General features: G+C 42.0%; 20 protein-coding genes. 3 read left to right on the top strand and 17 right to left on the bottom strand.

The window, feature by feature from the left end:
* Window positions 1-6 precede the first annotated feature (6 nt).
* From NSU01_RS02815 to NSU01_RS02805, 3 genes are read right to left on the bottom strand one after another with little or no spacing between them, the layout of a single operon-like run.
* Window positions 7-2,139, bottom strand: coding sequence for a type I restriction-modification system subunit M (locus NSU01_RS02815; protein WP_083705636.1), 2,133 nt, complete (start codon window positions 2,137-2,139; stop codon window positions 7-9).
* Window positions 2,132-2,332 carry a helix-turn-helix domain-containing protein gene (locus tag NSU01_RS02810; protein WP_256703958.1) on the bottom strand — a complete coding sequence of 67 codons (201 nt, stop codon included), beginning with the start codon at window positions 2,330-2,332 and terminating at the stop codon, window positions 2,132-2,134. Before NSU01_RS02810 ends, NSU01_RS02815 begins: the two co-directional genes overlap by 8 nt.
* Window positions 2,333-2,380: 48 nt before the next feature.
* The gene (locus tag NSU01_RS02805; protein WP_083705635.1) at window positions 2,381-4,720 is read right to left on the bottom strand and encodes an NACHT domain-containing protein; all 2,340 of its coding nucleotides are present in this window, start codon (window positions 4,718-4,720) and stop codon (window positions 2,381-2,383) included.
* A 707-nt stretch (window positions 4,721-5,427) separates the two neighbouring features.
* On the opposite strand from NSU01_RS02805, the gene NSU01_RS02800 reads away from it, so the two are divergent.
* Window positions 5,428-5,976 (top strand): colicin E3/pyocin S6 family cytotoxin, encoded by a 549-nt coding sequence (locus tag NSU01_RS02800; protein WP_076246115.1) that lies wholly within the window; start codon window positions 5,428-5,430, stop codon window positions 5,974-5,976.
* Window positions 5,977-5,992: 16 nt separating this feature from the next.
* Here the strand turns inward: NSU01_RS02800 and NSU01_RS02795 are convergent, their stop codons facing one another.
* The 5 genes from NSU01_RS02795 to NSU01_RS02775 all read right to left on the bottom strand — a co-directional run bounded on the left by NSU01_RS02795 (window position 5,993) and on the right by NSU01_RS02775 (window position 17,399).
* Complete coding sequence (locus NSU01_RS02795) at window positions 5,993-6,304, bottom strand: hypothetical protein (RefSeq protein ID WP_339302491.1); 312 nt, start codon at window positions 6,302-6,304, stop codon at window positions 5,993-5,995.
* A 1,281-nt stretch (window positions 6,305-7,585) separates the two neighbouring features.
* Window positions 7,586-10,300, bottom strand: a complete 2,715-nt coding sequence (locus tag NSU01_RS02790) for a DUF262 domain-containing protein (RefSeq protein ID WP_076246113.1) — start codon at window positions 10,298-10,300, stop codon at window positions 7,586-7,588.
* Window positions 10,301-10,304: 4 nt separating this feature from the next.
* On the bottom strand, window positions 10,305-13,025 hold the full coding sequence (locus NSU01_RS02785) for a DUF262 domain-containing protein (RefSeq protein ID WP_076246110.1): 2,721 nt from the start codon (window positions 13,023-13,025) through the stop codon (window positions 10,305-10,307).
* 406 nt (window positions 13,026-13,431) lie between these two features.
* Complete coding sequence (locus NSU01_RS02780; RefSeq protein ID WP_076246105.1) at window positions 13,432-15,312, bottom strand: ATP-dependent helicase; 1,881 nt, start codon at window positions 15,310-15,312, stop codon at window positions 13,432-13,434.
* Window positions 15,309-17,399 carry an AAA family ATPase gene (locus tag NSU01_RS02775; protein ID WP_076246102.1) on the bottom strand — a complete coding sequence of 697 codons (2,091 nt, stop codon included), beginning with the start codon at window positions 17,397-17,399 and terminating at the stop codon, window positions 15,309-15,311. Before NSU01_RS02775 ends, NSU01_RS02780 begins: the two co-directional genes overlap by 4 nt.
* Between NSU01_RS02775 and NSU01_RS02770 the strand changes: the two genes are divergently transcribed.
* The gene (locus NSU01_RS02770; protein ID WP_144026142.1) at window positions 17,314-17,577 is read left to right on the top strand and encodes an IS3 family transposase; all 264 of its coding nucleotides are present in this window, start codon (window positions 17,314-17,316) and stop codon (window positions 17,575-17,577) included. The two genes, NSU01_RS02775 and NSU01_RS02770, sit on opposite strands and share 86 nt — an antisense overlap.
* A gap of 160 nt (window positions 17,578-17,737) precedes the next feature.
* Here the strand turns inward: NSU01_RS02770 and NSU01_RS02765 are convergent, their stop codons facing one another.
* From NSU01_RS02765 to NSU01_RS02735, 7 genes are all read right to left on the bottom strand, one after another.
* The gene (locus NSU01_RS02765) at window positions 17,738-17,935 is read right to left on the bottom strand and encodes a hypothetical protein (protein WP_076246100.1); all 198 of its coding nucleotides are present in this window, start codon (window positions 17,933-17,935) and stop codon (window positions 17,738-17,740) included.
* 30 nt (window positions 17,936-17,965) lie between these two features.
* On the bottom strand, window positions 17,966-18,310 hold the full coding sequence (locus tag NSU01_RS02760) for a helix-turn-helix transcriptional regulator (protein WP_179093571.1): 345 nt from the start codon (window positions 18,308-18,310) through the stop codon (window positions 17,966-17,968).
* 244 nt (window positions 18,311-18,554) lie between these two features.
* Window positions 18,555-19,844 (bottom strand): ABC transporter permease, encoded by a 1,290-nt coding sequence (locus NSU01_RS02755; protein WP_042133235.1) that lies wholly within the window; start codon window positions 19,842-19,844, stop codon window positions 18,555-18,557.
* Complete coding sequence (locus NSU01_RS02750; RefSeq protein WP_039306699.1) at window positions 19,837-20,739, bottom strand: ATP-binding cassette domain-containing protein; 903 nt, start codon at window positions 20,737-20,739, stop codon at window positions 19,837-19,839. The genes NSU01_RS02755 and NSU01_RS02750 overlap by 8 nt, the downstream gene beginning before the upstream one ends.
* A gap of 3 nt (window positions 20,740-20,742) precedes the next feature.
* The gene (locus NSU01_RS02745; RefSeq protein ID WP_042140701.1) at window positions 20,743-21,672 is read right to left on the bottom strand and encodes an ABC transporter ATP-binding protein; all 930 of its coding nucleotides are present in this window, start codon (window positions 21,670-21,672) and stop codon (window positions 20,743-20,745) included.
* A 14-nt stretch (window positions 21,673-21,686) separates the two neighbouring features.
* Entirely contained in the window at window positions 21,687-22,082 is a 396-nt protein-coding gene (locus NSU01_RS02740) for a GntR family transcriptional regulator (protein ID WP_039306744.1), read from the bottom strand.
* Between the two features lie 54 nt (window positions 22,083-22,136).
* The gene (locus NSU01_RS02735) at window positions 22,137-22,865 is read right to left on the bottom strand and encodes a hypothetical protein (RefSeq protein ID WP_042133233.1); all 729 of its coding nucleotides are present in this window, start codon (window positions 22,863-22,865) and stop codon (window positions 22,137-22,139) included.
* 394 nt (window positions 22,866-23,259) lie between these two features.
* On the opposite strand from NSU01_RS02735, the gene NSU01_RS02730 reads away from it, so the two are divergent.
* Complete coding sequence (locus NSU01_RS02730) at window positions 23,260-24,051, top strand: MBL fold metallo-hydrolase (RefSeq protein ID WP_144026148.1); 792 nt, start codon at window positions 23,260-23,262, stop codon at window positions 24,049-24,051.
* Between the two features lie 96 nt (window positions 24,052-24,147).
* Here NSU01_RS02730 and NSU01_RS02725 read toward each other — a convergent pair whose 3' ends face one another.
* Together NSU01_RS02725 and ctaG are read right to left on the bottom strand one after the other, a co-directional pair.
* Entirely contained in the window at window positions 24,148-24,612 is a 465-nt protein-coding gene (locus NSU01_RS02725; protein WP_042133229.1) for a DUF420 domain-containing protein, read from the bottom strand.
* An 18-nt stretch (window positions 24,613-24,630) separates the two neighbouring features.
* Window positions 24,631-25,557, bottom strand: a complete 927-nt coding sequence (gene ctaG, locus NSU01_RS02720) for a cytochrome c oxidase assembly factor CtaG (protein WP_076246324.1) — start codon at window positions 25,555-25,557, stop codon at window positions 24,631-24,633.
* Window positions 25,558-25,575 lie beyond the last annotated feature (18 nt).

Raw genomic sequence — 25,575 nt, 5'->3', positions numbered from 1 at the left:
ACCTCCTTAGGACAACTCTTTGAAGGTAAGTAGTTTATCTCGATAGAATTCGTATTGATTTTGTCGAGCAGCGATTTCGGCAGGGAGACCTATGGAGATATTGTTGCAAAGAGCATCAAAACGATCGAGGAATTCTACCACTTTTCGCTGTTGCTCAAGACTTGGAACAGAAGCAACTAAATTCTGAATATTTCCAACAGCTAATCCAGGTTGGGCTCCTTGGGATTTATATTGGTTTAGATTCATAGCTGTAAGTAAGTAGAACAGATAACGCTGTTCGTATTCACCTAAGGACTCAACAACTACAGCATGCTCCGTAGCGTAAAACGTGCCCGTTGCATAATTAACATTTCCGCAGAGAGCTCCCTGTCTGCCAATAATCGGATAATCTCCTCGGTGACTTGGCTCTGCAATATAACCTCGAATACCATTTCCACCAAAACAAGGATACGGGTGTTCTGCATCTTTCACTGCGGATAGCATCACAGACTTAATTGCTTTGCCTGATTTCATACTGCAAGTATCTCCAAGCCTTTTCATTGGTGCATCAGTGCCGTTTGAGAACAAAGCCTCATACCCCACCTCAATTTCTGCTATTACAGCATCAATTTCAGCACGGAGCACTTCACTTCTTGCAACTATGCGTTTAATTTCATCGTTAAGCACTTTAATGTTAATAACCTCACGCTTATCCTCTTGCTCAACATAGGTGGAAACTGAAAGGTTATAATCATTCTTGACTACTTCGTCATAGCTTGCAAGGTGTGAAAAATGCTTGATTTCTTCACGGTTAGCAAAGGTGGTTACAATACGCTCAATGTTAACTGAAGTTAATTTATTGTTGTTAGTGACCTTAATACATTCGTTACTTGCATCAATAAACAGGATCTTGTTATCGTTCTTGTTTTTCTTCATTACCATAATGCAGGTGGCAATACTTGTCCCAAAAAACAGGTTACTCGGCAATTGAATGACGCAGTCAACATAGTTGTTATCAATTAAATATTGACGGATTTTTTGTTCTGCGCCACCACGAAACATAATGCCAGGGAAACAAACAATTGCAGCTGTGCCGTTCGATGCAAGCCAAGATAGTGAATGCATAATAAAAGCAAGGTCTGCTTTGCTCTTAGGTGCCAGAACTCCCGCAGGAGAAAAGCGGGGGTCATTGATAAGCAGAGGGTTTTCGTCACCGGCCCACTTGATGGAATAGGGAGGATTTGAAACGATAAGTTCAAACGGCTCATCATCCCAGTGTTGGGGGTTGGTCAGCGTATCCTCACACTCTAAATCAAACTTATCAAATCCAATATCATGCAGGAACATATTGATACGGCAAAGGTTGTAGGTGGTAATATTAATCTCCTGACCATAAAACCCGGTGGTAACGGCACCCTTACCGAGAAGTTTCACAGCCTTGAGAAGCAGCGAACCAGAGCCACAAGCCGGATCATATACCTTGTTGATGGTTTTCTTGCCAACCGTTCCAAGGCGTGTGAGCAGTTCTGAGACGTCCGCAGGAGTAAAGAATTCGCCGCCGGATTTGCCCGCATTCGATGCATACATAGTCATCAAGTATTCATATGCGTCTCCAAAAGCATCAAAATCGTGGTCCTTAACAGAGCCAAGATTCATCGCTGCGACACCATCGAGAAGCTTTGCAAGTCTTTCATTTCTCTTTGCAACAGTGCTACCGAGCTTGTTGCTATTGACATCGAAGTCATCAAAAAGACCAGCAAAACTATTTTCAGACTCTCTGCCCTTTGCAGACTCTTCGATGTTATTGAATACACGCTCTAGTGTTTCATTCAGATTGTCATCAAGCATCGCCTTAGCTCTGACATTGCAGAAGAGTTCGCTTGGTAATATAAAGAACCCCTTTTCATGCACCAAGTCAGCACGCGCTTCTTCGGCTTCTTTATCTGAAAGTATTGCATAATCAATGTTGGTGTTTCCTGCCTCAATCTCGCCCTCATTGATATAAGCAGTCAGATTTTCCGAAATATATCGGTAGAACATAGTCCCAAGCACATAATTCTTAAAATCCCATCCGTCTACTGCTCCACGTAGATCATCCGCGATTGCCCAAATGGCACGGTGTAATTCCTCGCGCTCTTTCTCTTTTTTCATATCATTCATGGTTTGTGCCCTCCAATATATTTTTCTTATCTGCGTCGGCGCTAGCGCCACTCTCAATCCAAAAGTCAACTTCTGAAATCCTGAATTTATACTGTCTCCCGACTTTGTGGAAGGGAATTTTATCCTTTTTTATCCATACCCTAATGGTATCCTTGCTACAGCCCACGTGCTTTGATATTTCCTCAAGGCTCAACCACCGTTCTGTGTCATTTAGTCTGTTATTTATCAATAAGCTCCCTCCCTAAGAATCAGCACCATATTTTTTAATTAGCTCTTCATAATATCCTTTTACTTTGGAGTAAGCTTTCCAAATATTTTCTTCCGGCGTTTTTAAGATATTGATTAAAGCGCTGTAGGTTTCCGGTGCTTCAAGTACTCTATCAAAGTCAACTTTATATTCGTATCCAAAGCATACGAGATGCTGATCATCATCACGAACATAATTCTCCACCGCATGCGTTCTCTCATATGCTTGCAAATCGTTTGTATCCTGCCGCAGCAATCTACGAGGAATGATTTTCTTTTTCCCATCAAGCGAGTCGAAATAATGCTCTCCAAATACCCCTGCTGTCATAAATTCTGGATAGTCAAGTGCATATTCAAGGACAGCCAAACACAAAAGTCCGGAAATATCCAGCTGCAGTAGCAGTATTGAAAAAATTATACTTGATGGTTCTGTGATAATGGGTTTCAAAGGAATCCACTCAGCGTTATTTTTTGATGCATGTAGGGCAACCATATCAGTATCAATCACCTGGTATACAAACTCTCTATACCCATATCGTAGGAAAGATACAAATTCGACAATTTCAGATTTGCTATTGAAAATATTATGTAGGTATGGTTTGAGAAAATATCTCTCAAACTTTTCGGATGCAAATTCGTATAGCATTTCAAAAGCATCATATCCATTAAAATCAATTACGGACATATCCCAGAGAGTGCGTCCGAGGTTTTCCAATTCTTTAGGAGCGGCCGGAAAATAATGCTGAGCAAATAGGTATTCCTGAAAGCCAGGATCAATGTAGAAAAGTTTTGTATCTTCCTCATACATCATGCATGCTGTTGCGCAAGCATCATGGATGAAATTCTTACTGGTCATAATTTTCGGATTCTCAAGAGTACCCCTAGTAACCAGATTTTTAAAGTACTCATCAAATGTGTCGCGGTCGAACTCCACTTCATGCTTTATGTATGTGACCGCACAAAATTCCCTAAATACCTCTGTGAACTCCTCAGCATTCTGTGCACTCCTAAATACTCGCGAATAACCTTTCTTCTCATCATCATGGCCACATACAATCGCATCATACACGGTTCTGTAGAATACTCTCTTTTTTCCTTGAAAGGGATCTACTATCGGATATTTCATGATGACGAAAGTCAACAGCATTGGATTTGAAGAAAAAACCTTATGCTTTTGGAGGTATTCACCCTCCATGTAATTTGTGATTTCATTCCTTATGGTCACGTCTTCAGAATCCGCCAAAAGTTTATTAATTAAGATAGACGACTGTTCTCTGTCAAATGGGCGAAGGTATAGTTTAGAGAATCCCTTGACACCCTTTATTATGTCGCACTCTCTCGATGCTACGACAAACTGGTTATAAGGATATCTATCAACAAGTTCAGCAATTTGTCGTTGAAAGGCATTCACATCCGAAGGGTCAATCTCATCGGCACCATCCATCAAGATTTGGCATTTACCAGATGACATCAGTTCTTCTACCTTTTCACTAGTCAGATTTCTATCAAATGTCCCAGCTTTCTTGACAATATAATCGTTAAATAGATCGTTGTTTTCACTGAAATCACGAAGTTCGATCATGATAGGGAGCAGACCTGTTTGCAGATGCTTATGGATCGATTCAAGGAATAGATGCTGAAGCATTATTGATTTACCCATTCCTCCATTTGCAACAAGAATGACTTTCTTTGAGTACTCTGAAATCAAGTCAAGATTCGCGTTCTGGATAGTTTTTTCTTGAGTTCTACTGTGTCTATTCCTCGTGGCTGCAAGTCGACTGCTTAATATATTACAAACATAAACATCTTCTAATAAACGCTCTCCTCCATCCGAGAAGGGCGTTTCTGTTTTTTCATACTTTGATTTTGTTCTATTTGCATAATCCGGGAAAGAAATTATATGGGCGTCTGGCTTGTAAAAACGCTCGGCTACATCATCAGCATTACCGTTACCCTGGGCAATCGCATAAAACTGTTTAGCAATAGCATAGGCAAAGAGACGTTTATCTGGGTCTTCTCCTTCTCGCAATTCAATCTTGAAGCTGATCATGACATTACGCAGTACGCTATCGTTCAGGTCCTTTGAAATTTTATCAATAAAACCATCTTCGTTAAAGCGGGAGACAATTATGCCCCAAAGCCCATTTTCCGGGTTCCGTGTACCATCAAACCATTTACCGTAAGTACTACTCGATGTTGGTAAGTGTTCATAGCTATCCTCAAGCAGTGCAGCTCTCATGAAGTATTCCGGTATCTTTTCTTTGGATTTATGCCCAATGATGCCACAAGAGTTTCTACTTATATAAAATTTTGAGAAAAAATCCGTATATCTCAATCTAACATCCCTCTCATATCCGTTGAATATGCTTGTCCGAATTGTCGGAGTAATGTCCGAGTCTGTCCGTATAATGTCCAAACCCCAGTCGACGAAGATAGAAACCTAATTTTCTATACTTAGCTTGTAAGGGAGGACAAGAACTGTAGCATTCGACAAGCAATCTCGAGCTCACACTGAACTTGATTCAGTTCAATTTATTCATACTTAATCACACTCAATTATACAAGACGCCTACAACTTTACAAGACTAACTAAAATGGCGCCTATCAAATGCAATAAGCCTACAGCTTTTCATTTGGACAAGACTACATGTGAAAAGGATAATCACCCGGTTAATTCCCGGTTGATATAAATGGTCCGCAATTGACCTGAAGACTACGAGAATATCAATGCCTTTAGGGCAACTGATATTGCCATACTCTCAGAACCCCAAAACCTCACAAGGCAAGGGACAACCAGTCCGTAAGAGCCGCGGATTATATGGCTCTGAAAATATATCACATCGCTGAGATGGCCATGAGGCGGTGGAGGTTACATAGAGGTTTCGTGAGCGGTGATAAAGACCGTTTCCGAAGCTCCGATGTGCTACCACCTTAGTTTCGTGCGCCCATTTTCGGCGAAACAGGGTCTGTGTCCATCGGATGCAGACCCTTCTTTTGTTTCCTCCGCCGCTGAAGTCTCAGCAAATTCCAGGAGGAAATCAAATGAAAAGCAATGATAATCAGCAGACAAGCGTTCAACGTTACATCGAAATCGAAGGCCAGCTAGTCCCTGCTTCTGAAGAAGTCTACCGTGCTTACAAACGTCCGGCTTGGGCAGAACGTAAGCGCAAGGAGCGAGAAATCCGCTGCTTATATGAAAAAGGGACGCGCTGCACCAAAAGTTGTCGTGCTTGCGAATTAGAAATAGCAAAAAAAGGGTTAGTCCTTTCATTGGACAAGCTCACGGAAGATGGCTTTGAAGTAGCCAATGCCCTCGACATCACTGAACTAGCAACGGCAAAAACAGATTGGAGGTATATTCCTTTTTCAGAATATCCGGTAGTAAAGAGATTAGAGCTTAAACCAACCAACAGAAGGTGGAAGAAGGAAAGAATATATACGGATGGTGATAATTTTTACCATAAGGATTCTCTACATGGGGAGGTTGAGATGTACAACAGTCGTAAAAAGCATATCGGCGTTCTTACGCCAGAAGGCGATATACATCCTAAAAAAGGCACGGTCAAGGGCCGAGTATTAAAAGATAAATAATTCGGCCTCAAAGTTCTCAACACAAACAAACCGCTGGACGAACCTTCTTCGCATCGGGAAAGTCAGCTTCAAGTACTTCTTTCATCTGCAAGGCCCAATCGACTTTGGTCCGACGCTCGCTGGCTTGCACACGACGCCAGCCAAACAAGGGTTCTGTAAACAGGAATACACTGCAACTTCCCTTACGAACGTACTCGTAGTCTACTCGACGTACTTGTCCTGGCTTCATCGGAGCGGGTGGACGGGAGTCGTCCAAAAGCTGGATCAGCTGTTCATCCATACAAATCAATGGTATTTCGGGATCATAGGGTAAGGCATAGGTCTCCATACATCTTCCATACATGCCACAAATTCAGCACTTTTTTTGGCAGGGATACACCATTGTTTCTTAAGGTGAGGTTTATGTTTCGTTTTTTTAACGTCATTCGAATGGTCTCCCGACCAACGGATTCCATGATATTGAGTTCAATAACACAACGCGTTAACAAACGAACCGTCCAGCGGGCATAGCCCTCGGGTGGCTCTGAACAAGCCAGTGCGATGATTCTGGCCTAAAGTTCTCCTGTAATAATGGGAGGCGTCCCAGGCTCCGATCGTTTGCGATAGCAGCCTCCTGACCAAGCGTACAGTAACTTTTCACGGTATGATGAATCGTGACATCATTGCCCCCTACACGCTGATCGATTTCCATTTGCTTGGGAATCGGTCCTTGACTTTAGTCCATCATGATGATAAGGTAGCGATTCCGGATTCCACGCGAAGTTCTCTCCATGTAGAGAATCTCTTGAATGCGTGCGGGTTCCTGCTCAGTCAACTCAACTACGTATTTTTTGTTCATCTTAAGCTCTCCCGTTTAATGCTATATAGAGAGTTTAAAGGTAATTTTTTTCCACGTCTGAGGTACTAGGTAACATCAATTCCCTTGTGCTGCGGAGCATTTTTTTTGCAAAGTCACTTCAATGCCTATTCAGGTTGCTTGTCTATCATTCCTATACTTGACTGATAATTGGTAATTTGAGACAAGATATGCTCTATTTATCAGCTTCGTATATCACGTGAAAATCAGGTGCGTATATCTTTTTCAGCATATAATGTCTAAACCCAATGCAATTGCATTGGGTTTTTTCTTTGTCGGGAATAGAATAAAGATTTCGGCAACCCACAGCTTCGAACTAACCTGCCCATTACCGTGATAAAGCCGCTAATCACAGCGGCAGCTATCACGAGGACGGATACTCTCTTTGTAGGTAAAAAATCGCTCGTCATTTCTACCCATTTCAAACAAAACATCCATAACCCTTATCGTATTTCTCGACACCTTGTTCTTATAGTCACTCTCATCCTACGCAAAGGAGAAATACTTCGCCGAGTACTGGAATAAATATAGACTTCTAGGTATCGACTTGACATATCCCACCACGCAATGCACATGTGTCGTATTGGGAATAGGAATATAATCCACACCTTTCATTTAATTGGAACTTTTTTTGATTTAGTCACTGTGTAGGAGCGGGCTTGGCTTCTATTTTTAATCGCTGTATATCGTACCAATGCAATCACTTCAATTATCGTTTTCAACCTGAAATTGGTGAACTCTTATCGGCTTTCTCTAATATTCATCATTTTCTTCATTTTGCTTAAACAATTCGGCACCAATTTCCTTGTTCAAACCTGAACGATATAAATATTTTTCTATTTTTCCGTTCCTGTAGTATTGCTTCTCGAGACTGTAATTCTCATTTATGTCTTCTTGCATTTTAATAAGTGCATCATGATGCGCATTATTTCCATCTGATTCCTTAATGCTTTTCTGTGTTTCAAGTTTCCAATATTCTATGTATCTGTTCCAAATCTTATCCCTGTACTCCTTTTCATTTTTTATATTCATCTTAATTGATTCTAAATCGCTACTTAAATCATATACAAATTCTTTATAGTCAGAATAATTAAAGATTTTTTTAATGATTTTATCTCCATCCAGAGCTATCAACGTATCAGCATCTCCAGCTACCCTGATGGTTTGCTTAATATAGAAGAAGCTCCTGCTGTCGAGTTGCAATTCTCTCTGATCTTCCCAAATTAGGTTAAGCTCAACCGCGTTTATTACCCTATTTCTATGTAGATCTCCAACATCGATGAATCTTTCAAACGTTGAAGTATCTCTTACATTAGTACTATACAGATCGTAAACAGGAGACTCGTATTGGTTAACAACCCATCCCTCTTTAGATTTTTCTTGTTCAAGCAAGTATACAAATGCAAAGAAATTGACAAAATTACTCTCTATCCTATAATCACTCTTTCTTAGCTTTGGTTTTATCCTCACTTTATTATTTTCAAATGTCATCGTCTGCAATAATAGTGATTCAATATCATTATTATATGCATACCTTAACCAACAATCTTTGTAGTTATCAGCATTTAACTCTTTTTCTAGCTCTGGCAATTTAGTAACATATAAATCATATGCCAGTTTTAATATACTCAGCTTCTTTTTTCTAGGCTCTTTATTTGTTTCCTGCATATCATCTTCTATAAAATAAAATGAATCATTCCAATGATGTGGATTAGATCGAACATTTCTATTGATCTTGTCCGAGCAAAGCAAACGTTCATTTTCCACATCATAATATGCCGCTAATGCAAATATTTTTCTTAATTTTAAAGACGCTCCCTTTTTAAACAACTCTTTCGCTGTCTTTAAATACTCTTCTAATTCTAGAAGAACCGCTTTACATTTCTCATCAGAATCATCACTCCATACACCGACAAAATCCAGAAGAAAGTAAATGCTTCTTTTTTCCGGAAATATTTTCTCCAATTCGTCAAAGTAATTATATGGCAAGTTATTTACCCCACAGAGCTTGGCCTTTACTTTCTGTTCTTTTATTTTAATAGCTACATCTTTTATCTTGGTCCGTATATCGTTTACATTAGCCTTATAATCCCCTAAGTGCAGATCATCAGCTATTTCTGACTCAGTTTTCATTTGGAAATATTCAATTATACTATTGAAGTCTGAGATTTTTTTTGAGAAATGATTTATAATTTCCAGCCCTTGCTTATCCCCTTGTTGACTCCATAGTTGATTCCATTTCGGGTAGGCCATATTATCTAAAACGTAATTAAATTTTTGATTTGCTTCTTTATTTACAAACTCTCCCTGCTTTAAATAATATTCATGATAGTAGATTAATCTAGCAATCTCTTTCTTTTCATCAGAAAAGGAGTTGGTGATATTTAGTAATTGTTCGTAAACTTGAAGCCCCTCTCTATTGTCATCTAACTGAACAATACTGCTCAGTGCATTATTTACAAATGCCAAATAGCTCTCCAAAAACGTATGTTTATTTTCACTAATCGCACCACATTCCTCACTTAGCGTTTTATACAGTTTAACCCAGGAATCCACGCCCCCTTGCTTTTTATCATTTAATAATAATCCCATTAGATTATAAGAATTAATCATAAACTTTAAGGTAGCATCATTCATGTCCTTAGTAATTTGCTCTAAAGACTTATTATCAGATTTATATACTTTATAAAAATAATCGCTATATATTTTATCGTATTTATATACAAAACGATCCTCATTGCTAATTTCCAGCTGCTTCTCAATCGTCGATACAATGGCTTTAATATTCTCAAACCATTCTAATTCTTTGCCTCGCGAATTCAATCTTACGTAATCGGTAATGGATGATTTTTTCGCACTTTCACTATCAATTGCATACAAATCAAAGGTTACTTTTTCTTCTCCCAGCTTTAGATAATAATTCTCCGCCTGTTCCTTAGAAATTTTTCTTTCTTTTAATTCCGACATTACATTAATTATAGATAAAACCGTAACGTCGCTAAGCCATTCACTTTTAAACCATTTGCTTTGAACCATACTATCAATCAATAATTTGTCAGAATTCAACATATCCTTATACGCTGATATTTTATCCGGGTTAACCAATTCTCTGAAAAAACTACCCGTAGCACTCCTTATCTCATACACAATCGGCTTATCTTGAAAAAATGGCTTAGCACTTTTATCCGCTTGATTCCATAAAAACCAATGTACAATAAATAAAGTTGTTATTCGTTGCTGACCATCCACCGGATAAAACGTGCCGTTTTTTGTATATCCATAAATGATATTCGTTTTTAACGTTTTTTCAGAATCATCACTTTCAAGAACTTCAAATATGTCATCAAGAAAACGTTTGCGTACTGCGTTGCTTTTTTCCTCATAAAAACCTTGCACATATTCTCTCTGAATAGCAGGAATACAGATATTGTAGCTCTCATACAAAGAAATCAAGGTGTTTTTTTTCATAAAATCAATCTCCTGATAATATATAATTATGTATATTATTTACTATGTCATCAAAATACTTGTCTCTAGAAGACGGCAACCATTGTAATCTTTCACCACTGAATACTGCGTCCAGATTAAAATAACGGTCGGTAAAAACCAAAAGGGTTGTATAAGGAATAGCAGTTCCTCTTGATAAAAACTCATTGACTTTTTCTTTCTTTTCAATAAAATTATTGGCTAGAATTCTATTCTCTTTGCTTCTTAATAAGGTCAAATTCCGTATTGAATCATCATTTAATAAATCTGTATGGTCATTAAGGAAGTAATGATCCACCTCACTTATATAAATGGACCGCAAAATTTCACTATTCATATCTGAGTGATGTTCTTTAAATTTTCTTATTGCTGCTGTTCGTACAAACTCTTTAACTTTTGCGTAATTATTTTCAGCTGACTCTGTTTGGCCTGCATAGTCCTCCGTATGAACATCAACACCCTTTTCATTCAGAACGATGTAATCAAAATATAAATGTAATTCTTCTAGCCCAAAAGCCTGTTCGACCCCAATTGCTGCACGTTGCTTATCATTCTTTTCGCTAAATAACTTTTTGATAAAATCATCGTATGAAAGAGTTTCCTTCGTATTTCTCTTTATCATTTCATTAAGGATTACATCTTCCCGCGCATCTATAATATCGTTCTCAACAAGCTGTTTCCATTCGGAATCTTTACAACATCCACCTATTTCATCTATATGTTTTGTTAATCTATATACTTTTTTTATTCGTTCAATACCATTTGAATCTGAATCTTTTGCTTGTTGTACTGAATCGTAGTACTCACACAAACTTTCTAAAACGATTTTCCTCATTGCAAAGGCTTTTTCGGTTGATATTATTTTTTTATAATTATTTAATTTTCCTTTTAATTTTTCTTTTTCTTTCTCAATCTTGTTCTTTAAGCTTCTATTTATATTATCGCTTATAACTTTTTTGTTTGACTCTGGAGCCTCTTCAAGTTGGGTTTTCTTGCTTTCGACAAATGACTTCAATTGATCATGATGTTGGAATTGCTGTGCGTCAAGGTCTTGTATTTTATTATTTTCAAAAGTACAAAGCTCCTGAAGTTTATTAACTATTTTCTCCTTTTTCGCATTAAGTTCATCATCACCTGAAATCCGGCTTTCTTGTTGAGAAAAAATATGTTCTATTCCCCAGTACCTATGATTTAAAAAGTCATACCTATTACTTAATCCTGAATTTTTGTCCAATAAAATAAAATTAAACAGCATTAAAAGATTTTTGATTTTTTTGTTTTTATCTTTTCTTTCATCATGAGTGTCATCTTCGCTTTTTTGATCTGTTTTATATTTCATTAAGCTAAGCTTTTCCCTAAAGTTGTCTCCGTTCTTTAATTCTTCTGAACTGAGCCCAGTAATCTCCTCCAATATCGATTGAATAGTTTTTCTTATCGTACTTCTTCTTTCCTGTCTGTTGGTTTCGATTATCTTTAATAGTACCTCTCCAACCGAAATCTCTGACTTTTCCAGCGTTATTGAATATGAATATATAATGTAGGCGACTAAATTATAAAGCGAACCTTCTTTATAGTCTTTTTTTTGTGTTTCAAAATACTTTTGATATAGTGTTTCTCTGCCATCGGAATTATACAAATCGACTATTTCTAAATACAACCGTTCTATAGTTTCCCATATCATAGTTATATTTTGATTTTGTAATTGCTCATTCATCCATTGAGTCAACTTATTATAAAGAAAATATCTATCACTCGCAGCATACGTATCTATTGTCGGGTTTTCTGGCAGACTTGTAATAAACAATTGAAATATTTCATCAATTCTTGGAAGGAAAATATTTCGTTCCTCATAGCTATTTTCTATATTACTCCAAATTCCGTACTGATTTTTATGAGGAATAAATGCCCAAAGCTCAGGGTTTCGCAGCTCTTTTTCAATAGAATTCCATTTCTCAGCAAGCAACGCAATTCTTTTATCGTGTGCTTCATCTTCAGAATCTCTCGGCTTCATAAATTCAGATTTGATAAGATCAGAATTGGTTAAACTTAACTTGCCCATATTCACTTTATAAAACTGTTCTTCTTCTTTAATACTCGGAGCTACCGAATACCATAGAAAAAAACATTTATTTAATATGTATTCGAATAGTTTTTCATAGGGCATTTTAATTTCATATAATGTGTTCGCAGAGACAATAAAAGCTTCTAGCATAAAACGGAAGTCGATGTTTTCATCGTGACAGCTCTCGCCCAAGTGGTTGCAATATTGCGTCCATATAGATTCCCAGCTCAAATCAGCTAGTTCCTTCGGTGTAAAGAGCAGAAAATGGAGGAACTTCTCGCTGTCCCCTCTCGTTTCATACTTTAAATTTAACGTTAAATCAGCCGTGCTTACTTGATTACATATTCCCGATAATGAATTCAGCACCCCCATAATAATCAGTATTGTCGTCAACCTCTGCTGGCCATCAATTATATGAAACTCTTTTTCTTGCTCAGACACGATTAGCGTTTGTAAGCAATAATCCCCCTTAAGATTGTTATAGCCTTCAAGTATATCTTCGATGATTTGCACAACATGTATAGCGCTCCATCTATATCCTCTTTGATAAGCCGGAATATTTAAACCCTTTCCTAGCCTAAATATATCACTTACTGTTTTCCTAATTTCACTTATTGTTTTTTCAGTATCAATTGTCTCTATCATTGTGCACCTCCAGAATAGCACTTCTCTGCTTTTTGTCTAACATGCCTATCATGACGTTCAAATTTTTGAAAGCCGATTCCGGGAGATGATCCCCATATACGGAGTTCAGAGACGCATTGATCAATCTGTAGTAATCCTCACAACGAATAAAATATTGCAGCACATTCTTTAACTCAGTGGACATATCCAGCCTCCAATCAGATCTTGTGTCGCAGCCGGTACGCCTCCAATCGCATCTAGTCACAGCACCGTTTACGATTGAAGCAACTGGCCTGCCTACAAAATCCTAAGGAAGTGCAAAATGCTCTGGATGCTGGCAGCCCGTCCTCGCTTCCTTGATACAAATCTTAATCACGGATAGTATTTCAGATCACTTTAGTTTATTGCCTACCAAAAACCTTATATATTACTCACCAAAGTACTTCTTTTTCTCCTCATTGAAGTTACTTGTAAAAGATACGATCTTGCCAATACCAGACGTTCTCCAAGAATCGAAAAAAGGATACACTTTCACAAAGGTCTGTGTATCATTAAATCTATATTTGCACCTTGTCATGTAGAAATGTTCAATAGCTCTAGAAACTGCAACAAAAAAAGTACATAGTTCTTCATCAATATCATCTCCAAAAAAAGCATCATCCTCTAGCCCAAGAAGGAATACGGCTTTATATTCAAGCCCTTTACTCTTATGGATTGACATTATCGGTATGGACTGCTCGCCCTTAAGTCTATTTATAGAGATACTCCAATCATTACACAGCTTAAACTCATTCCATAACAATTTTACAAAATCATGCTTCAATGCTTCTATATATTCATAATTATATTGCTTGTAAAACCCAATCAATTTAGCTGAATCGAAAAAGTTTAGAACTTTATCAATTACTGCAAATAATTCGCTCTCGGTAGAGATCAACTCTAATTCATTCTTAACAGAAAACAAATACACGGATAGCCTATTATCTACATCAAGCAATAGCTGTATTGGAGTTCTCGATGTATAGCCATTCAGCTGTTTTAGGATATCAATTAGAAGTTGCCAATCTCGTGGAGCTTTTTTATTATTTACAAGGCTAAATACAGACAGGAGTATCTTTATTAGGTCTTCCTTCAAGAGACTTTGGTAATTCTCCTCTATTCTTGACTCAATTCCCAATTCACTCAATTTGGCTATTAAGTGCTCGCTGTAACGAGCAGGAAGTTTTCTTGTAAGGATGCAAATATCTTTGGGTTCTATATGGTTTATTAATATCATTTCACTTATTTTTTGACTTACGATTACAGTCTCATCTTGTTCATTTAAAAAACCCCATATTTCAGATGCTCCTTCGTCTCCCTGCCATCTCTCATTAGGTGTAATAGCAATCTCCTGACCTGTCATTAGTTTAACTATTGGTTGTTGAATCATTAATAATTTTGGAGCCGAGCGGTGATTGACAAGCAATGTCTCTGTTCCACTGCCAAATTCAAGTGTAAATTGTTCAAATACATTCTTAATCGCTCCTGCCCAAATCATCACCCGCTGTTTGCTGTCTCCAACAGCTGTAATTATACTACTTGAACCAAGAAATGCGGTTTTTATTAAATCATAATGATGCAAAGGGGTATCTTGAAACTCATCTAAAAAGATATGTCCATATGTGATCTGAAGAGATTTACGTACATTTATGTTCCGACTAATAATATGCTCTGCAAGCCGGGCAATCATTTTATACGTGAGTTTCGGTTGGAGTTCATCTCTTCCCTTCAAAAGAATTGGCCAAACATCCCTTGCAATACTCCCATAATCATTATCGTTATGGGGAAGCTTATACTCACCTAAGTATGTTCTTAAATAGAAGTTTCTACTTTCAAAAAATGTCTTTCGATGACCAGCTTTCAAATAAGCCGCTTTAATGTCTGATTCCTTAGCAATTCCATAATTTTTAGCCGGCTTAAGATCCTCGGGCAGCAAATTTATAAATTGATCTAAAATTCTCCTAGCAAATGCATCATAAGTTCTTGAGTTGAATCTGCCCGATAGCTGCTCGCCGCATCTTATTTTGACACGCTCATCTAGATTTTTGGCAGCGTCTACTTTGTAGCTTAAAGCTAAAATTCTTCGTGGATACACTAGACTATTGGTCTGAAGTAAGTATGCAGCTTTTTGTGCCAGCAATTCTGTTTTTCCAGCACCAGGACCCGCAGCAACCAAGGTATTCGAATTAGATTTAACAATTTTAAGACTATTGACATCAAGAGTTATTTGATTTTGAGGTTTCCACTCTTCTTTAGGTACATAAATCATGATTCTACCTTTTCCTTTATCTTTAATTTTGTAATGATCTTCTTCTGCATATTATTAAATACCTCTGGTAGCTTCTCTTTCATCTGTTTTGGGTCGCTCTCTGATAAAAGTCTCATATGAGTAGATGGCTTTCCACGGTACAGAAAGAAATATCGATACCAAATCATCAATTCTCTTTGAAAATCATTGTATTCGTTTCCTTCCTTGCTTACTCCCGTTTTCCCTTCTTTTAGGGTCGCTGATACATCAGATGAGATACGCTTTGTGTACTCTTCACTTGCTTTATCTTCAGAAGTTAAGTCCAATACTTTTTTATTGTCTTCACCTATGGTTATTTCTGGACCTTCATGTTGGCTTAAAAGCGATATGTACTGATCTGAGAATGCCTCAAGCATTAAGAAATCGATATCAAGAGGCGCACTGAAATAAATATCATATTTAGCTAGATAAACAACCCATTTGTCCAATGATTCCCTCTCTGTCCATGTGTGCATCTTGCTAAATTCTTCATCACTAAGGACTCTACCACCTTGTACTTCAAGTATTACATTTTTATCAAACCCATTTTTCAGAAGTTGATCAAGGCAGTATTTAATTCTCCCCCAACCTCCGCCCCCACGTTCAAGGTCCAAATCAAGTAGGGTAATGAAGGGGATATCAAGTTGATATAGTAGTCTCCAAAAATGATTTACATGTCTACCGCCAAGAGGCACTACTGCTACTTCATGAGTACTGATTCGATCATCCAGCAGATCCATAACATGAGGAATGATGATTTCTTCACTGTCTCCTTCCCCCAGGATAACTAGACTTGAAAAATAGATTTCTGGATAGGCTCTAACCGCTTCTTTAACATATTTATAGGCTTCTTCCGTTTTATCTGGCAGTGTAATCGTACGAGTTAGGGTAGCTCGTTTAGTTTTACAGGACCGGAAATGACGTATTTCTTGCGGATCTATCCTTTTAACTATCGCGGGGCTATGTGAAGAAAGAATAACTTGTGCATTATCATTATTAGAGATATCGCGTAAATTTTTAATGATTTTTCCCAATAAATGAGGAGCTACATGATTTTCAGGCTCTTCCACACAAACTATTGTTAAGCATGGGGGAATGATACTAAACATACGTTCATCAATTGACTTCTCCGGATTCTCAAACATCTCTTTTAGAGTAAGCTCTTCCGTTTTAAGTAGTGCCCCCACTAAAGAAAGATAAAATAAGGAGCGTAAACCGTCACCCAACAAATCAACCGTATACCCGTTCTCAATTTCTGTTGGTGAAAAAAACGGATCTATCTTTTTTAAGATATTCTCCATATCTTGTGTATTAAAGTGTAGGTCGAGTTGAGAATACCTATCATCACCGTGATAATTATTCCACTGTTCCCCAATTATCTGTTTAATCTTTGTTATTCCTTCATGTTCACTTAGCGTATCCTTAACTCCTTGCATTTTCAGGCTGATTTCTGATTTAAAAGAATTATCAAAATTAATACGTCTAATTAAGCGCCACAATAATGTACCGGAAACCATTTTCAATTGAGCAGAAGGATCTCGAAGTGCAGGGACGTATGTTACTTTTATTTGGGAAAGATATGTTTGGGAAATAGACATTCTATTCTCAGAGTCGGGGAGTTCATTCTCAGGAGCGATAATAAAAAAGATGTTTGTATCAACTATCCCTTCAGGCTGATTACTTCTTTGCCAAGTAGACTCTAAACGAATTCGTATGTATGGCGGGACACCTTCCTCTAAATCAACTGTAAAGTTATTAAAGAAAGAAGGTACTGTATATTGCTCAATTCCATTATGTTCAGTAACTTCTGGAAACTCAAAAATAGCCTCAATGAACAAGTTACTTTGATTAATGCTGTCCGGATTTACGTCAGGAGGCAAATGGAAATCAGCCCGTGTTATTTCTCTTTCTTTTTGATTGTCCCCGAATAACCGCAGAAGCGCATTAAAAAAAGTCGTTTTTCCGCAACTATTACCACCTATAATGGCGGTTAAGTCATTAAAGGTTATTGTTTCTTCCGTTTCGCCAAAAGAACGGAAATTACTTAGTTTTATTTTTTTAAGTTTCATTTGTCGACTCCTCTCAGCATATGTATTATTACGAATTCGACATGTTATTCAGTTCACCTTTACTCATGTTTTGAATTACCTAATGAAGAAATACATTCAATTTTACAACCGAAGACGACCGCAGCGTAAATTAAATAAACTGACGCCGGTAGAGTACCGACGCCAGTTTGCTGCCTAGGTGTTTTTTCAATGTCTACTAAATGGGGGCTTGACCAATTTGGATGGGCTTTTTTTCTGTTAAAAGTTCGCACCATTGACTGCCCACCCCACCGGTGATTGAGCCTTAATGCTGACACTTGACTATTCGTAAGTGCTTCCTACTGCAGTGCAGGACAGGATTATTTCTTACTTTTGAACCCGTTATTCTTGCGGAACATCCAGAGCGCCAGCAGCATGATGCCAATTCCCCCGCCAGTCATGATGCCCTGCACAATATCGCGCAGCATAGATCCCTCGGATGAGGTGATTAGACTTGCCGCTATGAGCAACCAACCGAAAAACATTAGCAGCGCGAACTCCTGTTTTTTCTTTTCCATCACCAACACTCCTCAACAGTTTATTAGGTTTCATTCCCGAATCTTTTTATGTTTATAATTAGCATAGTCAAGGATATCAGATAGTGCTTCGGGGGAAAGAACCTTTATGATTTCAATAAGCTCTTCTGCATCATTTCTTCTATCTTTCAAATGTAACTTCGCCGATTGAACATCCTCAGATCCTTTTAGAATTAAGTCTAAACTAACCCCGTATTGTTCATGTATAGATAGGACCGTTTCAACAGATGGATTGCAGTGACCTTGTTCAATATCACTCAAAGTACCCTGTGAGATGCCAATCTGTTTGGAAAAATCAGTTTGGGTTAACCGCATTCTTTTTCTTAATAAACGAACGTTTTCTCCAATTTTGTACATAACTCCCCCAAATTTCTGATTCGGAAAGTGCCATTCCATATTCAATTATTGAGATCTTCAATCTTATGAAAAGACACTTTCCGAATACTTGAAATCCAAAGCAATAACTACCGAAATCCCTTCATATATCAGCATTTATCTAGAATTCAGTTGTGATTTCTATGACAAATCTTCAGATTATCTATGACAGTAGTACGTCCCGCGTGTGACAACATTACGTATTACCCACATTAACTCCCACTCCTTAGATCTTATAAGCCTTCATCGCTTTTCTAATCTCCTTGATGCTAGGACGCTTGCCGTACATCAGGACGCCGGTGCGGTAGATCTTGGCGGCGAGCCAGCCGAAGACGAAGGTTGTTGCCAGCAGGATTGCCAGCGAGACCATGATCTCCCAGAAGGCCACATGGCCAACGCCGATCCGCAGCAGCAAGCTGAGTGAAGAGGTGAATGGAACGAAGCTCGCTACCTTAACCAGCAGGGTATCCGGGTTCGAGATGCTGAACAGCGGCAGGTAGAAGCTGACGAAGCCCACCATCATCACAGGCATAACTGCCTGTCCCAGATCCTCTGTCCGGCTGACAATCGAACCGACAGCTGCATACATCAGAGCGTACAGGAAGTAACCCAGGATATACAGGATAAATCCATACACCAGAATGCTGGCATTCAGCTGTCCCAGATCCAGGTTGAAATCAGATAGGATGCCGGAATTGTGCGGCAGCATCAGGTTGACAGCAATGCTGGCAGATATAATCGCGATCTGCAGCAGGCCGACGAGGAAGATCCCGATGACCTTGCCGAACATCTGTGTTAATGGTGATGCGCTGGTGATCAGAATCTCCATGATACGCGAGCTTTTCTCCGAGGTAATCTCAGCGGCGATCATGTTGCCGGTCATCATCACCGACATGAAGAATAGCATCAGCAGGACGTAGACGACAACATAGTTAATGACCGGCTTGGCATCCCCTTCTTCTGAACCCGAGGCTGCTGCATCTGCATTCAGCTGCTCTGTACCAATTGAAACTGGAGCGAATATCGCTGCTACCTGGCTCTCCGTCAGCTTATCGCCGACAATAAGTCCGGTATTCACCTGCTGCAAAGCAGTTTGAAGATAACTCTGCACTTTGTCGCTGATATCCCCGTCTTTGCTGTGATACGTTACCGGCGGTACCCCCTCACTGCCCTCTGGAGCAAAGGTGAGATAACCCTCAATCTTCTCGTCCTCCAGCCCTTGCTTCAGCGCAGCATCATCTGCGGAGGTATAAGCTGTGAATTCGACTTGAGCATCCGTATCAGCCGGTGGTGTGTACGCCAGAAGCAGTTCGGCAGGCCGGAAGCCCTGCTCGGCAACCACTCCGATTTGCGTAGCTTCCTTAGCACCGTCTTCTCCCTTAAACACCTTGATCAGATAAGGAACATTCATCCCGATACTCAGCAGGAGCACCAGAATTAATGTTGTAATCATGAAGGACTTGGTTCTTACCTTGTTCTTGAATGTGAAGTTGATAATGCTCCCCATCTTATTCATTAGATTCACCCACCGCTCTGATAAAGATTTGGTTTAGCGTCGGTTCCTTAATCTCGAAATGCTCTACCTCGCCCTGGGCCATGGCCAGCTGCAGAATGCGCTGCGCTGCGCCAATCTCGCTGATGGACAGCAGATATCCGCGTTCCTGGCGCTCCACTGCAGTAACTCCGGCAATCTCCGCAAGCCCGTTCACTTCCCCCGCTGTACGCAGGACGACTGCTTCCCGCGGATACCCCTTCTTGATCTCACGGATATCCCCCTGAACTACGGTGTTCGAGCGGTCGAGAATCGTAATATTGCGGCATAACTCCTCCACATGCTCCATCCGGTGGGTGGAGAAAAGAATACTCGTGCCCTGATCCCGCATCTCTCTGACTGTATCCTTCAGCAGCTCCACATTCACCGGATCGAGGCCGCTGAAGGCTTCATCCAGAATCAGAATCTTCGGCTTATGGACAACGGCAGCAACGAAGCCCATCTTCTGCTGATTGCCCTTGGACAATTCTTCAATCTTCTTATTGTAGTATTCCGGAACGTCGAACCGGTCCAGCCAGTAACGCAGGCTCTTATCCGCCTCACTTGCCGGCATGCCGCGAAGCCGGGCCAGATAGATAATCTGATCGCTTACTTTGACCTTCGGGTAGAGCCCCCGCTCCTCTGGAAGATAACCCATCAGATGCTGAAGCTCCGTACTATACGGCTTGCCGTTATAAAGAATCCGGCCTTCATCTGGATAGATCAGACCCAGCACCATGCGCATAGTCGTCGTTTTGCCGGCGCCGTTTGCACCCAGCAGACCGTAAATTTCGCCTTGTTCTACCTTCAGACTGATTCCGTTGACTGCTGTCTTATCACCGTACTGCTTCACTACCTGTTCCAAATGCAAAGCTTCCATTCCTTATTCCCCTCTCTTCTGGTCAATCAGAACCGGACGATGTCCCCGGCTCCATAAGCTTAGGATTTCATCAAGCTCCAGGCTGCGGCTCTTGATAACCTTTACGCCCAAATCATGAATGCGTTTCTCATATTGATAGATTTGCTGGGTCAAAAATGAAGCCACTCCCGGCGTCTCCAGCTTAAGCTCCAGCGCCTGCGGCAGCTCTGCTGCCAGTTCCTCCAGCGCCTGTCCGCCTTCTGCCTGAACCCATATTTCACTCCAGGAGCCGAACAAGCTGTCCTTCTCGGCCATTCCCAGCAGCTGCCCCTGATGCATCAGGACAATGTAATCCGCCAGCCGCCGTACCTCTTCCACAATGTGGGTCGAGATCACGATGGTAGCCTCATGCTCATCCATATACCTCTGGAGAGTCTCAATCATAATCTTCCAGGCAAAAGGGTCAAGGCCGGAAGACGGCTCATCCAGCAGCAGCAGCCGGGGCTTCGCAGCCAGGGCCGCGGCAATCTCGAATTTGCGGCGTTCACCCTTGGACATCTTGCCCAGCCTGGCATTCTCCGGCACCTCCAGCTTCAGGAGCAGCTCCTCGTAATAGCCTTGGTCCCAGGCAGGATACCAGTGTCGGCGGAATCCGGCAGCCTCGCTGGCTGTCCAGAGATTCTCTTCATTCTGCGAGATCTCCGGTACATAAGCGATAGTCTGGCGGAGCTGCAGCGGCAGCCCGTCACGATAGGCTTCCTCAAACCAGCGGATCTCGCCTTCCTCTGGAAAAGTCAGCTGCAGCAGCATGTGCAGCAGCGTGCTTTTGCCGGAGCCGTTCTGGCCCACCAGCGCAGTAATGTATCCCTGCGGCAGATTAACATTCAGCGGCCCTACCGTCTTGCCCCTCCGCTTCTTGCACACATTCCGTAGTTCTATGGCTTGCTGTACCATGAGATCCCCGTCCTTCATTTCTGTTTCCCGTATTTGTCCTGCACAATTTCCTTGAACAGCTGTGTCAGCTCATCTTCACTGCAATGTACGGACAGCCCCACATCCACTGCACTCTCCAGCGCTTTGCGGATGGCGTCCTGCTTATAGCCTGCCATGGTTCCGTCTCCTACATGGGAGACGAAGGTGCCCGTTCCCTGTCTTGTGCGCAGCAGCCCTTCATTCTCCAGATCCTGATAGACCCGCCGGACGGTGATCACACTGCACTTCAGGTCACCCGCAAATTCACGGATGGAAGGAAGCAGGGTGCCCTCCGTGATCGTGCCAGAGATAATCAGCGATTTCAGCTGGGTTTCGATCTGATGATACAGCGGCTCTGCACTGTTCTCATTAATTTGTATGGGTATCCACATGATACGCACCTGCCTTCCACGCTCCGGCATGCCGGACTAACACTTTGCCCCGTTTCATACGAGATCACGGCTCTTCAGCCGGTGAATCGTCCACCTGGAGAACAGCTGCACCGATACAATGCCGAGCAGCAGCGAACCCCACATCAGAGGAGACAACAGCCCCCACTCCTTGGAGACAGCCACACTTGCAATCAGCAGATTCCCTCCGGCCAGATAGACCAGTCCAGCAATACCCATGGACAGAAATATGACGATGATCATAATCAGGAAATATGCTTTGCCGCTGAACGAGAACTCGATAAAAATGTATATTCCGGCAATAACCAGACCGCATCCAATCCAGGTAAGGGCAAATGCGAGATACGCGGTGACCGGCAGTTCGCTGCGTATATTGGCGCCGATCGTATAGATTAAACCAAAGTACAGTGTGCTGTTCAGGATAAAGGCAAACAGCGTATTCAGTTTTCTTTTGCAGAGAATGACCTCAGCAGGTACCGGCAGGGACCGCATATAAGCCAGCATTCGGGTATAGGTATCCTCCGCCAAATACTTCATATTTCTCCGGGAGAAGGTAATGCCCAGCATAGAAATAATAGTGACCAGCAAAACATCGCTCAGCAGCCTCCCCTCGCCCCGGTCCATCGCATCATCCAATACCATTCCGGCCAGTGCGGCCATATACCCCATGAATACGACGGCGAACAGCAGTGCCCACAGCAGCTTCAGCCTGTCACCGCGGAAATCGCTGCGCACGATGAACCATGCATTCTTTAATGTTGTCATAACCGTTAACCTCGCTTTGTGATTTCATCATCGGCAGTCGGCAGCAGATTCACACAGTTCAGTGTGCTTCTCTCTGTGCTTACTGTATATATCTATATACACAGTATATGACCTGTATTTTCCAGTGTCAAGGGTTTTCAACAAAAGTAATTGGGCGCATTATTATAGAGCCCGGAAACACGCCTTCCCGGTTCACTGTGCTATTATGGAATAATATGGGCCCGCTGCCGCACATGCACCTGCTTCCTGCGGATCAGTAAGAACTCAGCATAATTAACGGATCACCGGGAAATATCGCACAAGGCATGGTGTGGAATTCAAATCCGATAGGGGAATTGGAGCATTGTGGTTAATGTATTGGATGTTTATATATTGGAGGTGCGTATAGTTGGATCTGCATAGATTGGATGATCCTTGGTTTACTGTAGAGTCTATAGATGAAACCACCTTCGCCATCAGCGAATACGGGCATTGGGAGCAGGTACATTCCTTCCTGCTAATCGGGGAAGACCGGGCGGCGCTGATTGATACGGGGCTAGGCATCGGCAATATCCGCAGCATAACCGGCCAGCTGACGAATCTCCCGGTTGATGTGCTTACCACTCATGTGCATACCGACCATATCGGCAGCCATGGGCAATTCGAACGGATCTATGTACATGAAGGTGACCGGGACTGGCTGGTCCACGGTATTCAGGGTTTGACTCTGGAGCAGATCCGGCGGGATATCGGCAGGGACATTACGCGCAAGGTTCCGGAGGGATTCGATCCGGCGGCCTATACTCCTTATCAGGGGGAACCGGCGGGGCTGCTCAGGGATGGAGATCTGTTTGATCTGGGCGGAGGACGGATAATAACCGTGTATCATACTCCCGGGCACTCACCGGGCCATTTATGCTTCGGGGACGACAGCCGGGGATTCCTGTTCACCGGTGATCTGCTCTACGACACAACGCCAGTCTATGCGTTCTATCCTTCGACAAGTCCTGCCGGCCTGGTGCGTTCACTGGCAAGGATTGCACAAATTAACGGCATCCGCAAAGTGTACGGCTCGCATAATACACTGGGGCTCGATCCGGAGATTCTCCGGGAAGCCGGGCGGGCGGCCCAATATCTGCAGGAACAGGAGCTGGATCATTTTGGAACGGGGATACATAGGTTTAAGGGGTTCAGCGTGCAGTTCTGAGCCCCCGCTCCCCACTCCTGCACCACAAACAAAAAGCCTATACACCCGCCCCGCATAAGCGGAACAGCAGATGTACAGGCTTGTCTTCAATTACAGCTAACCGCCCATAATGACTTTCCAGACCGGCAGCGTATGTCCGCCCGGATAGAAGATGTACAGCAGCACATAAACGGCAACACCCGTAATAGCGGTGACAAACCAGATCATAGCCGTCACTCTTCCCCACTTGCGGTGTTTGGCATACTTGGCCTTGAAGCCCAGCGTCAGCGTAGTGATGCCGAATACAGCAGCTACGGTAGCCAGCACAATGTGGAAGATCAGGAAGACATGGTACAGCGTCGACAGATCATCCGGTCCGCCCCAGGTCGTATTCCCCACGAATATCGTTCTTGACGAGTACACCAGGAAAAAGAGAATTGCCGCCACAGCAGCTGCAATCATTGTTTTCTTGTGCGCTTCGCGTTTGCCCTGAATGATTTGTCTCCAGCCGATAGCCACCAGCACCGCGCTAATGACGATGAACGATGTACTGATCGTTGGAAACAATGTGAAAATATCCATGATTATCCCCCTCGGCACTTACCAGCCCTTATAGTTCAGACCCTCCTCCGCAAGTTCAGAGGCAGGCGCGGACAACTCCGTGTCCTCTTGTCCGTTCTCTTTTTTATACCAATGATAGAACACATAAGCAAGCATCGAGGCAAAAATAAATTCCTGAATGAACTTCATCACGATGCCGCCGACCTGCTGATCTACCTTGGGGGACAGAGATCCGAAGAAGCCGGGACCGCCAAAAGCCTGCAGCAAAGCAGCCGGACTCTGCGGTACACAGTAGCCCATGGCCATCGCCCAGGTATTGGGGTCACTATACGTAGCATACAGGGGAGAACCGGCAAAAATAATCAGCCCGCAGGCCGGTGTCAGCAGGACCATGTTCAGAAAGATGAACCCCACCTGACCTAGGCCGCCCAGCGCCCGGTATTCCGGCAGGGGATTAATCAGATTCCACCACATGAGCCCTGAAGTCAGGAATAATACGGCATAATACAGGCGATGAACCGCGAAATGCAGCATGACATAATCATGAATCGCCGGGATATGGTAGAGCGAGAATAATCCGTTGAAGAGCAGTGCGGCAACGATGGGCTTAGCCAGAAAAGCAAGGCCGCGCAGCGGATTCACCCGGAGCAGCGCATGCCAGCACCAGTCAGGAATCCCCAGCATAATCAGCGGAACTGCGACAAGATAAGACAAGGCCATACTGACCATATGGAACGAAAAAAGGATATGCCCCAGCAGACTGACAGGACCGCCCTGCGCCAGATAGAGGGCCAGCATTCCGCATAAGAACAGCCCCCTCCGCCAGAAGGGGACTGCAGTACTGCCTTCAAACCGGGAGGCCAGCGGACCGATCAGCACAAAATATCCGGCGGTCAGCAGGAGCATCAGGGCCAGAAACAGCGGACTCCACAGTTCAGTAAAGCTGAAGTATTGTAATCCCGGCATCATGGCAAGCCCTCCCCC

Origin of the sequence: Paenibacillus sp. FSL H8-0259 (assembly GCF_037963255.1) — a bacterium.
Taxonomy (GTDB): domain Bacteria; phylum Bacillota; class Bacilli; order Paenibacillales; family Paenibacillaceae; genus Paenibacillus_AQ; species Paenibacillus_AQ phytohabitans.
Note: the sequence above shows the minus strand (reverse complement) of the source record. Positions and strands in the feature narration are given on the sequence as shown.